Genomic DNA, 11,894 nt, shown 5'->3' with positions numbered 1-11,894 from the left:
TTTCCCCGACCGTGACGCGGCGATGAAGCTACTCTACCTCGGGCTTCGCAACATATCGAGTCAGCGGGGCGGCGAGTCCGGCACTGGAACCCACGGATGGAAAATCGCGCTCAACACGCTCGCCAACCTCTTCCCCGGACGCCTACCTTTCTGATAGCGTGAACGCGTAAGCTAAGCTATTCACCTCTGGCTTACACGGAAATCGTGACAGGCTCCGCAGCAGCGACGCGGCGACCCCGAGCCGTTGGCGCATCCCGAACGAGTAGCCCCCGACCTTGTCACCCGCCCGACCGGCGAGGTCGACGACGTCGAGCACCTCGTCGATCCGGCTGTCCGCCCCGCCGCCGTCCAGGCCGGCGAGCAGGTTCAGGTTCCGCCGGCCGGACAGGTAGGGGTAGAACCTCGGACTCTCGATGAACCCGGCGACCCCGTCCAACATCGACGGTCCCGCCTCGGCCCAGGTCCGGCCGAAGACCCGCAACGTCCCCGCGTCCGGCCGGATCAGCCCGAACAGCATCCGCAGGAACGTCGTCTTCCCGGCGCCGTTCGGGCCGAGGATGCCGTACACCNCCCCGACATCCACCCGAAGATCCNCCTGATCCACCGCGGTGAGACCACCGANCCGTTTGACCAGCCCGGTGGCCTCCACCGCCGGAACACCGACCGCCACACGCCCTCCCGTCGAACATCCACAATTCTACTACTCGATGAATAGTAGACCGTGGACACGGCGGGTGGCAGGGNCAGCACCGCCGAAGGGGGCGCCTCGACGGCCGCCACGGAGCCTTCGCGCGGCATGCTCGACCTCCAGACACCTTGTACTGTCAATCCAGTAGTAGCGAGGAGGTGAGAGCAGCGCGAAGACCCAGACGCGAACCGGGAGCACTCGAACGGGAGGTACTCGCCGCGATCGCGGCGGCCGGCCGACCGCTCACCCCGGCCGAAACGCTCGCCGAGCTCGGCGAACCACTGGCCTACACCACGGTGATGACGACCCTCGCTCGCCTGCACGACAAGGGCGCCCTGACCCGGACGCCCGCAGGCCGCTCTTACACCTACGCCCCTGCCGCCGACCCGGACACCCTCGACGCCGCGCTCACCGCCCGGCAGATGACCCGCCTGCTCGGCGCCGGCACCCACCGGGCCGAAACACTCGCCCGGTTCGTCGCGGATCTGCGACCGGAGGACGAACAGCTCCTCGCCGACCTCCTCGCCACCCACCAGCCGGACGCCGAGGCCGACAACATCGACGGCGGCCCCGGGCGATGACGGCCGTCGCGCTCGTCCCGTTCGTCACGAGCCTGCTGCTGGCCGCCGGCGGCGGCTGGCTCGGCCGGCGGCTCCCGCCCGCCGCCGCCACCCGGCTGCTCACCGCTGCCTGCCTGGTGACCGCGCTCGCCACCGGTTTCATCCTGTCGGTCGCAGCCTTCACCCTGCTCGCCCCGATGCCCATGCTCGCCGCGGTCGGGCACTGGTCGGCCACCGTCGTGCGCGGCCACGACCCGCTGCCCGTCACCGCCGGACTGCTGCCGGCCGCCGTTGTGGCCGGGCTGCTCGCCGCCGCCACCCGCCGGGCCGTCGGTGTCGGCCGGGATCTCGCCGCGGCCGAACTCACCTGCCGCCGGCTCGGACCCGCCCCCACCGGTCTCGTCGTCGTCGACGACGACCGGGCCGACGCCTACACCCTGCCCGGACTCACCGGCCGGATCGTGGTATCCACCGCGATGCTGCGCGCGCTGCCCCCGGACGAACGCCGCGTGCTTCTCGCCCACGAACACTCCCACCTGCGCCACCGCCACCACGCCTACACCCAGCTCGCCGACCTCGCCGCCGCCGCCAACCCACTGCTGCGGGCACCCGCCGCCGCCGTCCGGCTCGCCGTCGAACGCTGGGCCGACGAAGACGCCGCCGCGACCAGCGACAACCGCGTTGTCGCCGTCCGGGCCCTCGCCCGCGCCGGCCTCGCCCGCGCCCGCGCCGGCGCAGCGACCGTGCCGACCGCGGCGCTCGGCGCCGTGCATACCGACCTCGCCCATCGGGCACGGGCACTGCGGGAGCCACCGCCGAAACCGCGTCCTGTCCTGGCCCTCACGCTCACCGCGCTCATCCTGGCCACCGCAGCCGCCGCCCTCGACACCTCCCACGCGACCGAACGCCGGTTCGAGCGCGCGCAGGCGACGTTCGCGCACCAGACCCGACCTGTCTCAGGCCATCCTGACAGGTAGGGCGCGAGCCGAAGCGCGCGAACGCGGTACGCCCCTGCTGGTCCGCAACACGCGTAGCGTCGTACTGACCACGGCCGGTGCGGCTTTGGCGGAGTCCGCGCCGCCCGCGCTGGCGGCGCTGGACCGGGCATGGGACACCGCCCAGAGCGCGGCGGCCGGTGACCTGGGCACGCCGCGCATCGGATACAGCCTCAGCGCCGGGGCCGAGACGGCACCGGCCCTGGTGGACAGGCTGATTCGCGGCAACATCCGTGNCGTCGCCAAAACCCCGGCGGACGCGCTGCACTGGCTGTCGGACTGACGGGCAGCAGGTCAGGCCAGGCGAACTTCCCAGGTGGCGAGGCCGAAGACCTTGCGGCACTCCCACGCCCCGCACTCTGCGCAGGTCGTCATCACCTTCCCAGCTTCACCCCCTGGGCGGGACTGCGGCGTGGTGACACACGCGAGCGCACCGGAAGGCGCAGTCAGTCCAGGGCGTCGTCGTCCTCGTCCAGCTCGGGGGCGTCCGGGTCACCCAGCGGGCGCAGGCCCTGGCGCGGGGTGGAAGGGATGAAGCTGTAGCGNCCCAGGACGGTGAGGTTCTTGAACTTCAGCGGGGACGGCAATCCTCATCGCTGATCTCGTGGCCCTCGGCGCGCAGCCGGGCGCGGCGCACCGTGCGGTGTGGCTGTGGTCGGTGGATCGTGGCGTCCTATCCTGTCCGGATGCAGGATTCCACGGCGGGTCACGAGCGTCCGGCGCGCGGCTTCGAGCTGATCTGCGAGATCGAGCCGCCGACCCGGCCGGACCTGACCCACGCCCGCCACCAGATCGGCGTCCTGAGCCCCGTCACCGACGCGTTCCTGATCCCCGACAACCACATCGGACGAGCGACCGTGTCGAGCATCGCCGTCGCCCACGAGGTGCAGGCGATGGGGGGACGCAGCATCGCCTGCGTGAACTCCCGCGACCGTAACCTGCTCGGCTTCCGCCGCGACCTGCTCACCGCCGCGGCCTACGGCGTCGAGGAGTTCCTGTTCGTCCGCGGCGACAAACCCACCGCCGGGAACCGGACCAGCGACCTGACCGTGCGCGCGATGATGGACGAGGCCCGCGNGGCCAGCGAGGGTCCGGTCTTCGCGGACATGCCGGCGTTCCGGGTCGGCGCCGCGGCCGGCCTACGTCCACTGCCCGCGTGGAAACGAGCGGCCGACTTCCTGTTCGTACAGGTCAGCTACTCGGTGGACGCCCTGCTGCGCTGGCGCGACGCCCATCCGGTGGAACTGCCGGTCTACGCCGGCGTGATGGTCCTCGCGAGCGCCGGGATGGCCCGCCGCCTCGCCGCGACCATCCCCGACATCGACATCCCCGACGACCTCGTCCACGCGGTCGAACGGGACCAGGCGGCCGGGGTCGAGGCGGCCTGCGACCAGGTGCTACGGCTGCGCGACAGTGGCGCCTTCGCCGGTGTGCACCTCGTTCCGGTCAGCCGCTACCGCCAGGTCGCCACCCGACTTGAGGACCTTCTCTAACTCCCCGGGCCGTCTCTCGCAGGTCTTGTACCCCTACCGCCCGCGGACGACCTCTGGCGCTCAGCGGGTCCAGAGTGCGGGCCGAGCCTGCCGGCCGCTGGGTGCGGTGACGGCGGTGACGGCCTAGGTCCCGCGGGGGCCGGGGGTGCGCAGGGCGCGCAGTTCGGCGGCGAGGTCGTCGGCCTGGCGTTCGGCGCGTTCGGCGCGGGCGCGGGCCTCGGCGCGGGCCTCGCCGAGCACGGCGAGGCGTTCGGCGGCGGTGCGCCGTTCGGTGTCCAGGCGGGCCTCGGCCTCGGCGCGGATCCGCTCGGTCTCGGCGGCCGCGGCGGCGCGGGCGCGCTCGACGTCGGCGGCCGCCTCCGCGCGGATGCGGGTGATCTCCGCGGCCGTTTCGGCGCGTAGCCGGTCGAGGTCGGCGGTGGCCTCGGCGCGCAGGCGTTGGGTGTCGGCGTCGGCGGCCTGGCGCAGGCGCAGCGCTTCGGCGCGTTCGGCGCGGATGTCCTCGCGCAGCGCGTCGCGTTCGGCGCGCAGCTCGGTGCGCTGGCGGGCGTCGCGTTCGCCGTCGCGGCGCGCGGTGGCCAGGTCGGCCAGCGCCTGGTCGCGGGCGGCGGTGGCCTCGGCGAGGCGTGCCTCGGCGTCGGCGTGGGCCTCGGCGATGCGGGCGGTGGCGTCGCGGTGGGCGGCGTCGACGGCGGCCTGGGCCTGGGCGTCGGCGGCGGCCACCGCGGTGTCGGCGTCGGCGTGGGCGGCATCGGCGGCGGCGGTGGCGGCGCGCACGGCGGCGGCGGCCTCCTCGACGGCGTCGGCGCGGGCGGTCTCGGCGGCGCGCAGGCGCGCTTCGGCGTCGTCGAGGGCGGTGACGGCCTCGGCGGCGACCGCGTCGGCCTCGGCGCGGGCGGCGGTGGCGGCGCGGGCGTGCTGTTCGGCGCGCACCGCGCGGGCGACGGCCTCGGCGACGCGTTCGGCGGCGTCGGCCTCGGCGGCCTCGACCTGCGCCTCCGCGGCGGTGATGTCGCCGAGCAGCGCCATCTGGCGGCCGAAGGCCTCCAGGGTGGAGGTCAGTTCGCCGGCGAGGGCCTGCACCTGCCCGGCGAGCTCCTCGGCGCGGGCGCGCCCGGCGGCCAGGGGGCGGGGGATCGGCGCGGGCCGGGTGGTGCCGGTCGCCGGGGTGTTCGTCCCGGCGGGGCGGTGGGCCAGCTCGCGGCGGCGGCGGTAGGCGGCGAGGCGGTTGTGCGCCGGATCGTCGCAGTAGGCCGGCGGGCGCCCGGGGCCCTCGGCGGGGGCGGCCGGGCGCGTGCAACCTGGGTAGGCGCAGCGCGCCCCGCCTGCCGCGGCGGACGCCGGTGACGGCGCCTGCTCGGCCGCACCGTCCGCGGCGGCCGTGTCCGCGGCGGCACGGTCCCGGCTCACCCGGTCCGCGGCCACCCGGTCCGCGGCCACCTGGTGCACGGCGGCCATGTCCGCGGCCGCCGAGCCGGGGGCCGCGGCCGGGGTGCTCGGCCCGGCGGGGGAGGGGAGCTGCGGGGCCTCGGTGGCCGCGGGCGGCGCGCCCGGCTCCCCCTCGGACGCGGGCAGCTCGGGCGGTTCGACGGGCGGGCGGGGGGTCGGCGGTCGGAACGGCTCCTCGGGCTCGTCCGGCTCCTGGCGCTGCGCGGGGGGGCGGGGCACCCGACTCATCGCGATCCTCATCCCTCTCGTACCGTCATTTTCGTATCATCGCACACGATGAAACGTTAACCAGCATCGTTATACCACGGAACGGAACGACGATACGGGACGCCCGCCGTGTCCCGATTCTGACGCCCGATAACCCCCCCTTATCGGGCGTCAGGACCGAGGCCACCCGCAGGCCGCTCGCGGCGTGCGGGCGCGGTCAGCGCGGGTGATCGTGGCGTAGGTTCCGATGCATCGGAGTAAAAACGTGCTGCGGGTGCCGAGCGGACAGNCGGCCAGGAGCACGCGCACACGCGGTATCGGACGATCCGTCACTCCTTCCGTCGAAGGAGTGCGTCGTGAAGGCAGTACAGTTCAGCCGGTTCGGTGGCCCGGAGGTCCTTCGGATCGTCGATCTGCCCGACCCGCATCCCCGCGCCGCAGAGATACGCATCCGGGTCCGTGCCGCGGGGATCACCGCCGGCGACTGGAAGAAGCGTCAGGGCCTGATGGACGAGGAACTGCCGCAGACTCTGGGCTACGAGGCGGCGGGCATCGTCGACGAGATCGGCGACGATGTCTGCGGCGTCGCGGTGGGCGACCGGGTCTTCGGAGCGTCACCCTACGGCGCCGCCCAGGCGGAGCTGGCTGTGCTGTCCCCCTGGGCCCCCATCCCGTACTCGCTTGACTATGTGAGAGCAGCAGCGATCCCCGCCGCAGCCGAGACCGCAGCACGCTCCCTCGACCAGCTCGGCGTGACAGCGGGCAGCACCGTGCTCGTCAACGGGGCATCCGGCAGCGTCGGGAGTGCCGCTGTCCAGCTCGCCGTGGAGCGCGGCGCACGCGTCATCGGAGTGGGCAGCCCAGGCACGCACGACACGCTCCGTTCGCTCGGTGCCGAACCGGTGGCCTACGGCGAGGGGATGGCCGAACGAGTCCGGGCGATCACACCGTCAGGCGTCGACGTTGCGCTGGACGTCGCTGGCAGCGGTGTTCTTCCCGAGCTCGTCGAGCTCGCGGGCGCACCCGAGCACGTGATCACGGTCGCTGACTTCCGCGGCGCGCAGCAGACCGGCGTCCGCTTCAGNCGGGGCGACACCGGCCGCGCCACCTACGCGCTGGGGCAGGTTGCTCGCATGGCCGAAACAGGGCGATTCTCCGTCAAGATCGGCCGAACTTTCCCCTTGGCCGAGGTGGCCCAGGCNCACCGCGTCGGTCAGGCGGGGACCGTGCGCGGCAAACTCGTGCTATTCGTCGCCTGACCCTGTCGTGGCGCGTGGTCCGCCGATCGACAGCGCATCCATTGCCGAAGACCGGCGCTCGCACGAACGAGCCGATGGACGCCTGGCGCTGCGACAGCTGCCCGCCACCGCTGGAATTCCCGACGCGCGAGCGGCGTCGCATCAGTTCCGCCAGCCGAGTGTCGGACGAGAATCGTCCCTGCGTCCCTGNGTCCCTGAGTGCCTGCGTCACAGCCGTCCGTGTACTCCCTGGGGCGAGCGCCGCGGTCGCGCTGAGCGGCGCCTGCGCGGCTGCCTCCACGTGCATCGGCGCGAGGAAGCCCGCCGGAGCGGAGTGTGGGGAGAAGGGCCTCACGGCCACCGAGGCCGACATCGACGCCGTCTCGGTGGCTGTGCTTCGATCGTGTGGGAATGTCTCCGAACTGCGCTGCCAGGTGAAAGCGGGGGTTCGTCGTGGGTCGCCTGGGATCGGTCGGGACGCCGGGAGGGGCATCCGCCATGGCAGAACTGAGGATGGACCGGCCGGGCGGCAGTGTCAGGGGGGTCCGTTGACCCGGCTGCGGGTGCTGGTGGCCGACGACTGGCCGGTGTGGCGCGCGTTGAGGCTGGCCGCGTTGGCCGACGCACCGCACGCCTTCGGCTCCTCGCTCGCGGACTGGCAGGGACCCGGCGACACGCAGCGACGGTGGCGAGCGCGACTCGAGACGGTCGCCGTCAACATCGTCGCCGACCTCGACGACCGGCCGGCCGGCATGGTCAGCGGTGACCGGACCGGCGTCGACACCGTCGAGCTGACATCGCTGTGGGTGGCGCCGGCGGCCCGCGGCCGCGGGGTNGGCGAGCTGCTCGTCGCGGCCGTGGTCGAGTGGGCCGAGCGGGCGGGCGCCGACAAGGCCGTGTTGAGGGTCTACCCGAGCAACCTCCACGCGATCCTGCTCTACCAGCGCAGCGGGTTCACCCGGACCAGCGTGGNAGAGGCGGTCCCTGGCGATGACCGGCCGGAATGGGNGATGCAGCGACCGCTCGCCGGCCGGCGCATCCCGCGCGGCGACCAGTAAGACGACCCGGTCGCGGCGCAACGGCTCGAGGTCGCGCAGCGACCGCTCACGGCCGGGCGAGCGTCCCCGCGACCGGCGCCGTCCACGCCGGCCACCTCGCCGACTGTCCTGGAATCCCCGTATGGACGGCGACAATCAACGCTTTCCTGAAACCAGCATCCACAACAAAGTGTGNGGAACCGAGAGGACCCTGCTTCAAACCTCACAGCGCGTGCATCTGAAGGCACGTCGAACCGTTTTCTTGGAGGGCGATCGGGAACGACATCACGACTGTGGAGGAGAGACGGAGACGATTATGAGAAGAGTGCTGAGTCCTGGAGTTCTGATATTCGCGGTCTTCGCGATCGTCCTGGCAGGTACTGCGGCGCAGGCCGGGNCACCCGGTGCTCCGGAGGGTAGCGGTCAGCAGAGCGGGACCTGGAGCGGCGGCGGGCAGACCGGCGCCTGGAACAGCGGCCCGCAGGGCGGCGCCTGGAGCGGCGGCGGCGAGAGCGGCACCTGGAACACCGGCCGCGGGTAGGACGACTCACCGCCGTCAGCGTCGAACGGGCGAACTTTCGACACCAGGCGGTGAGCCGCGGCGGATTCCTGCGCTGTGGGTGCCCGGGCGGCCCGAGCGCGGCGGCGCGCGGGCCGCCCNTTTCCGCGGATCACCAGCCGCGGGCCGACGGCGGGCAGAAGCAGGGTCTGGCAGGGAGTACTCCCAGAAGTGCTACACCTGGCATGTGCAGCCGCGTACGTCTGGNTGAACGGCTGGGCCCTTTTGATGACCTCGGGATCGATGTCGACGGTGTCTTCGACGACCTGGTCGCCCGCGGATGGATGACGGAAGACGCTGGGACTCTGACGCTGACCGAGGCCGGAGAGGCCGGTCGGCTCCGGGCAGGGGNACGCAACGCACGCGCGCACGAACAGATGCAGGAAGGCGTCGGGACGGCCGAGTACGTGGCGGCGCTCAACGTTCCGCGGCGCGTGATCNCCAACCTGGGNGGCGACAGCGACCTTCCCTGAGGTCGGATCTCCCGGATGGCCGGCCGCCCTGGGATATCTGGCTGTTCTTTGCGGCGCGGGGGTCATTCTGTCCCTACGCTGCGGCTATGGGCGACACCTGGGGCGGCACCATGCGCACGTTGACCAGCCAGGGCGAGCGGGCGGTTGCGGACCTTTGCGCCAGGTACGCGGTGAGCACCGACGCCGTGTACGCCCTGCTGGAGGCGGTCCGGCGGGGCAACGGCACCATGGCGCAGTTCTCCCACCCCGAGTTCGGCGGCGCCGGGCAGTGGATGGCGGGCGGCATGACCATGATCGGCGACATGGGCAACCACGGCCTGCAGGCGACGGTCAGCGGCCTCGCGAGCGAACTGGCCGCCCTGCTGGCCGCCACGCCGCTGTACGCGCCTGCGGCCGCGGCCGGTCCGGTGTCGGCGGGCGAACCCGGGTCGGTGCACCCGGCGAACCGCGGTATGGCCGAACCGGGTATCTGGTGGCCGGACGAGCTGGGGCGGCCCCGCGCGAGCGGCGGCCAGAATGACACCCGCTACGCGGTGTTCCCCCAGCTCAGGAGGCTGGCCGTGCAGAGCGGCGGCGGGCCCGTGCGCGTCTACGACACCCTTGACCACAGCATCGGCGGCGTGCACCAGCAGCAGGGCGCCGCGCCGGGCACTCTGTCGTTCACCAGCCAGCATGGGACCGTCACCGTCGACAGCCTGCCGATGGCGAGCCCGCCCCCCACGACGTCGCCCGGCGTCGAACCCCCTACCGGGCCGCCCGCGCCATCCACCGCACCCGTGTCATCCACCGCAAACGACCGCGAGCGGTTCACACACAGGCGGACAGGAGTAGGACGTGGTGGATGTGGGCGAGCAGCGGCCGTTTCGGGTGCGCTTCGGCTGGGGTGGGGAGGACCTGGCCGTTCTCGCGCCGGACAGTGACACCGTCGTGATCGTCGACGTGCTGCGGTTCACGACGGCGGTCAGCGTCGCGGTCAGCCGCGGCGCGCAGGTGCTGCCGTGGCGATGGNGCGACGCCGCCGCCGCGTCCTTCGCCGCGCAGCAGGGGGCGGTGCTCGCCGGCCGGCGCGAGGATCCGACCAGCCCGTGGTCGCTGTCACCGGCTGCCCTCGCCCGCATCCCGGCGGGCACGCGCCTCGTGTTGCCCTCACCCAACGGCGCCACGCTGTCGGCTGCGGTGGCCGACAGCGGCGCGGCCCCCGTCGCCGGCTGCCTGCGCAACGCGGCGGCGGTGGGCACCGTGCTCGCGGCCGACCTCGCCGCCGGCCGGAGCGTCGTGGTGATCGCCGCCGGCGAACGGTGGCCGGACCCGGACGGACGCGAGCACCGCGGTCCGCTGCGTCCCGCCGTCGAGGACCTGCTCGGCGCCGGTGCGATCATCGCCCGCACCGTCGAGGCGGGCGCCCTGCCCCGAGCACGGCTCTCCCCGGAGGCGCGCGCCGCCCTGGCCGCCTTCCGTGCGGCCGAACCCGAGCTGCACGACGAGCTGCGCGCGTCCGTGTCCGGACGGGAGCTGCTGGCGCTGGGCTGGGACGACGACGTCGCCAGCGCCGCGCAGCTCGACGCCGACGCGGTCGTTCCCGTGCTGCGCGACGGCGCGTTCACCGCCCTCGGCGGGTGACCGGCCGCGGCGGGGCGGCGGGCGCGGGCATGACCGACCGGGGCCGACCGGAGCCGACCGGGGCCGACCGGGACGAGCTGCGCGACCGACCGCCACGAAAACGCGATGACAGGGCACCACACTGCATGGTCGAGTGGTCGCATGCGAGCCCGTTACGACGACTTCGCCGACTGGTATGACGGTTTCGTGACCGGGGGAGCGGGCCAACCGGTCGCCCGATCGGCCGACCGTCTGCTGGCCCGGCTGCTCGGTCCCGGCCGCGGCCGGCTCTGCCTCGACCTCGGCTGCGGCGGCGGGGCGCACGCCCCCGCGCTCGGCGCCCTGGGCTGGCGGGTGATCGGCGTCGACGTCTCCGCGCGCCAGGTCGACCTCGCCCGCCGCCGGGGCCTCAGCGCCGTCGTCGCCGGCGCCGAGGGGCTCCCGCTCGCCGACCGGTCCCTCGACGCCGTCGCCACGATCATGACCACCACCGACGTCGACGACCTGCAACCGATGTTCACCGAAGCCCACCGGGTGCTGCGCCCGGGTGGACGCCTGGTGGTCGTCGCCGCGCACCCGTGCTTCGGCGGCGTCTTCGTCGAACGCGACGACCACGGCTGCTGCACCGTCCATCCCGGCTACCGCGACCACCGGCGCGTCGCCGAACACCCGCTGCTCGGCGACGGGATCCGCTCCCGTGTCGGGGTGGTCAACGTCCCCCTGCCGGTGCTGCTCAACGCGCTGACGGGCGCCGGGCTCGTCCTGCGGGAGACCGCCGAGGACGATGGCGACCATCCCGTCCCGAACCTGCTCGCGCTGGCCGCCACCCGGGCGGACCCCGGCGGCGTGTGAGCGCGCAGGCCCACCCGGCGCGGGCGGCGTCAGGCGGCGTCAGTCGTCGCGCCCGACACCGCGATCGGGGGCGGTCATGTCTCCCGTGGCGGGCGTGCCGTCGGCAAGCCCGTAGCGCAGGAACACGATGCCCTTCGGACTGGCCACCGGCGGTTCGAGGAGGGTGAGGTTCGTGGGCACCGCGCCACCGTCGAACACCTTCTTGCCCACGCCGAGCACGACCGGGTGCAGCCACAGGTCGAGACGGTCGAAGAGCTTCTCGCGCAGGAGGGTCTGCACCAGGTTCAGGCTCCCGACGACCTTCACCTGCTCGTGCCGGTCACGGATCTCGCGCACCGCGCCGGCCAGATCCGGGCCGAGCTGCGTGGACCCGGCCCACGACAGGGTGGGCCTGCCACGCGAAGCCACGTACTTCGGGACGTCGTTGAACAGTGTGGCGATCTCGTTGTCCTCGCCGCCCTCCTGCTGCGGCCAGTAGGCGGCGAAGATGTCATACGTCCGTCGGCCGAGCAGGAGGGCGTCCGTGCCCTCGTACGCGGCAGCGACCTGCGCCCCGCTGACCTCGTCCAGCAGGGGCGCCTGCCAGCCGCCGAACGGGAACCCCACCGGATCCTCCTGCGGGCCGCCGGGCGCCTGCCCGACAAGATCGAGGGTTGCGAACAGCTCGACGTGGATGAGGCCCATGCCCTGCTCCCGATGCGTTGGTGCTCCCGATGCGCTGGTGGTCCCGCTGCGCTGGTGGTG

9 protein-coding genes and 8 pseudogenes are annotated in these 11,894 nt (G+C 73.5%); 14 read left to right on the top strand and 3 right to left on the bottom strand.

Features of this window, described 5'->3' with window-relative positions:
- A pseudogene (locus UK94_RS42165) lies at nucleotides 1–154 on the top strand (IS256 family transposase); the annotation flags it as partial.
- Here the strand turns inward: UK94_RS42165 and UK94_RS06830 are convergent.
- Nucleotides 143–569, bottom strand: a pseudogene (locus UK94_RS06830) (ATP-binding cassette domain-containing protein); the annotation flags it as partial. The pseudogenes UK94_RS42165 and UK94_RS06830 sit on opposite strands and share 12 nt — an antisense overlap.
- A 277-nt stretch (nucleotides 570–846) precedes the next feature.
- Between UK94_RS06830 and UK94_RS06825 the strand changes: the two are divergent.
- From UK94_RS06825 to UK94_RS42155, 4 genes and pseudogenes are all read left to right on the top strand, one after another.
- Nucleotides 847–1,269, top strand: a complete 423-nt coding sequence (locus UK94_RS06825; RefSeq protein ID WP_011604821.1) for a BlaI/MecI/CopY family transcriptional regulator — start codon at nucleotides 847–849, stop codon at nucleotides 1,267–1,269.
- Nucleotides 1,266–2,225, top strand: coding sequence for a M56 family metallopeptidase (locus UK94_RS06820; RefSeq protein ID WP_011604822.1), 960 nt, complete (start codon nucleotides 1,266–1,268; stop codon nucleotides 2,223–2,225). The genes UK94_RS06825 and UK94_RS06820 overlap by 4 nt, the downstream gene beginning before the upstream one ends.
- A gap of 704 nt (nucleotides 2,226–2,929) precedes the next feature.
- Nucleotides 2,930–3,320, top strand: a pseudogene (locus UK94_RS42160) (methylenetetrahydrofolate reductase); the annotation flags it as partial.
- A 1-nt stretch (nucleotide 3,321) separates the two neighbouring features.
- Nucleotides 3,322–3,736 (top strand): methylenetetrahydrofolate reductase (locus UK94_RS42155; protein ID WP_235486745.1); only part of this gene is annotated, 415 nt, incomplete at its 5' end.
- 123 nt (nucleotides 3,737–3,859) lie between these two features.
- Here the strand turns inward: UK94_RS42155 and UK94_RS73000 are convergent.
- A complete protein-coding gene (locus UK94_RS73000; RefSeq protein WP_157734145.1) occupies nucleotides 3,860–5,413 on the bottom strand; it encodes a hypothetical protein in 1,554 nt (517 codons plus the stop codon).
- Between the two features lie 335 nt (nucleotides 5,414–5,748).
- Here UK94_RS73000 and UK94_RS06800 point away from each other — a divergent pair.
- The 9 genes and pseudogenes from UK94_RS06800 to UK94_RS06775 all read left to right on the top strand — a co-directional run.
- Nucleotides 5,749–6,476, top strand: a pseudogene (locus UK94_RS06800) (NADP-dependent oxidoreductase); the annotation flags it as partial.
- Nucleotide 6,477: 1 nt separating this feature from the next.
- Nucleotides 6,478–6,593, top strand: a pseudogene (locus UK94_RS42145) (NADP-dependent oxidoreductase); the annotation flags it as partial.
- Nucleotide 6,594: 1 nt separating this feature from the next.
- Nucleotides 6,595–6,651, top strand: a 57-nt coding sequence (locus tag UK94_RS72995; RefSeq protein WP_268761240.1) for a hypothetical protein, incomplete at its 5' end; no start/stop codon positions are given.
- A 365-nt stretch (nucleotides 6,652–7,016) separates the two neighbouring features.
- A pseudogene (locus UK94_RS75825) lies at nucleotides 7,017–7,465 on the top strand (GNAT family N-acetyltransferase); the annotation flags it as partial.
- 1 nt (nucleotide 7,466) lies between these two features.
- Nucleotides 7,467–7,602: pseudogene (locus UK94_RS42135) on the top strand (GNAT family N-acetyltransferase); the annotation flags it as partial.
- A gap of 1,183 nt (nucleotides 7,603–8,785) precedes the next feature.
- Nucleotides 8,786–9,619, top strand: a complete 834-nt coding sequence (locus UK94_RS06785) for an SHOCT domain-containing protein (protein WP_235486742.1) — start codon at nucleotides 8,786–8,788, stop codon at nucleotides 9,617–9,619.
- A pseudogene (locus UK94_RS42130) lies at nucleotides 9,534–9,707 on the top strand (hypothetical protein); the annotation flags it as partial. The gene UK94_RS06785 and the pseudogene UK94_RS42130, both read left to right, overlap by 86 nt.
- A 1-nt stretch (nucleotide 9,708) precedes the next feature.
- Nucleotides 9,709–10,319, top strand: a 611-nt coding sequence (locus UK94_RS06780; protein WP_235486740.1) for a 2-phosphosulfolactate phosphatase, incomplete at its 5' end; no start/stop codon positions are given.
- Between the two features lie 141 nt (nucleotides 10,320–10,460).
- On the top strand, nucleotides 10,461–11,150 hold the full coding sequence (locus tag UK94_RS06775) for a class I SAM-dependent methyltransferase (protein ID WP_041939380.1): 690 nt from the start codon (nucleotides 10,461–10,463) through the stop codon (nucleotides 11,148–11,150).
- A gap of 39 nt (nucleotides 11,151–11,189) precedes the next feature.
- Here UK94_RS06775 and UK94_RS06770 read toward each other — a convergent pair whose 3' ends face one another.
- Nucleotides 11,190–11,834, bottom strand: coding sequence for a dihydrofolate reductase family protein (locus UK94_RS06770; protein WP_011604834.1), 645 nt, complete (start codon nucleotides 11,832–11,834; stop codon nucleotides 11,190–11,192).
- Nucleotides 11,835–11,894: the final 60 nt, after the last annotated feature.

The organism is Frankia sp. AvcI1 (genome assembly GCF_001420875.1).
Classification (GTDB): Bacteria; Actinomycetota; Actinomycetes; order Frankiales; family Frankiaceae; genus Frankia; species Frankia alni.
This window is presented reverse-complemented; position numbering and strand designations above follow the sequence as displayed.

Coding starts and splice junctions, on each gene's coding strand:
- UK94_RS06775 (WP_041939380.1), top strand. CDS start 10,461: ATGCGAGCCCGTTACGACGACTTCGCCGACTGGTATGACGGTTTCGTG.
- UK94_RS06820 (WP_011604822.1), top strand. CDS start 1,266: ATGACGGCCGTCGCGCTCGTCCCGTTCGTCACGAGCCTGCTGCTGGCC.
- UK94_RS06785 (WP_235486742.1), top strand. CDS start 8,786: ATGGGCGACACCTGGGGCGGCACCATGCGCACGTTGACCAGCCAGGGC.
- UK94_RS06770 (WP_011604834.1), bottom strand. CDS start 11,834: ATGGGCCTCATCCACGTCGAGCTGTTCGCAACCCTCGATCTTGTCGGG.
- UK94_RS73000 (WP_157734145.1), bottom strand. CDS start 5,413: ATGAGTCGGGTGCCCCGCCCCCCCGCGCAGCGCCAGGAGCCGGACGAG.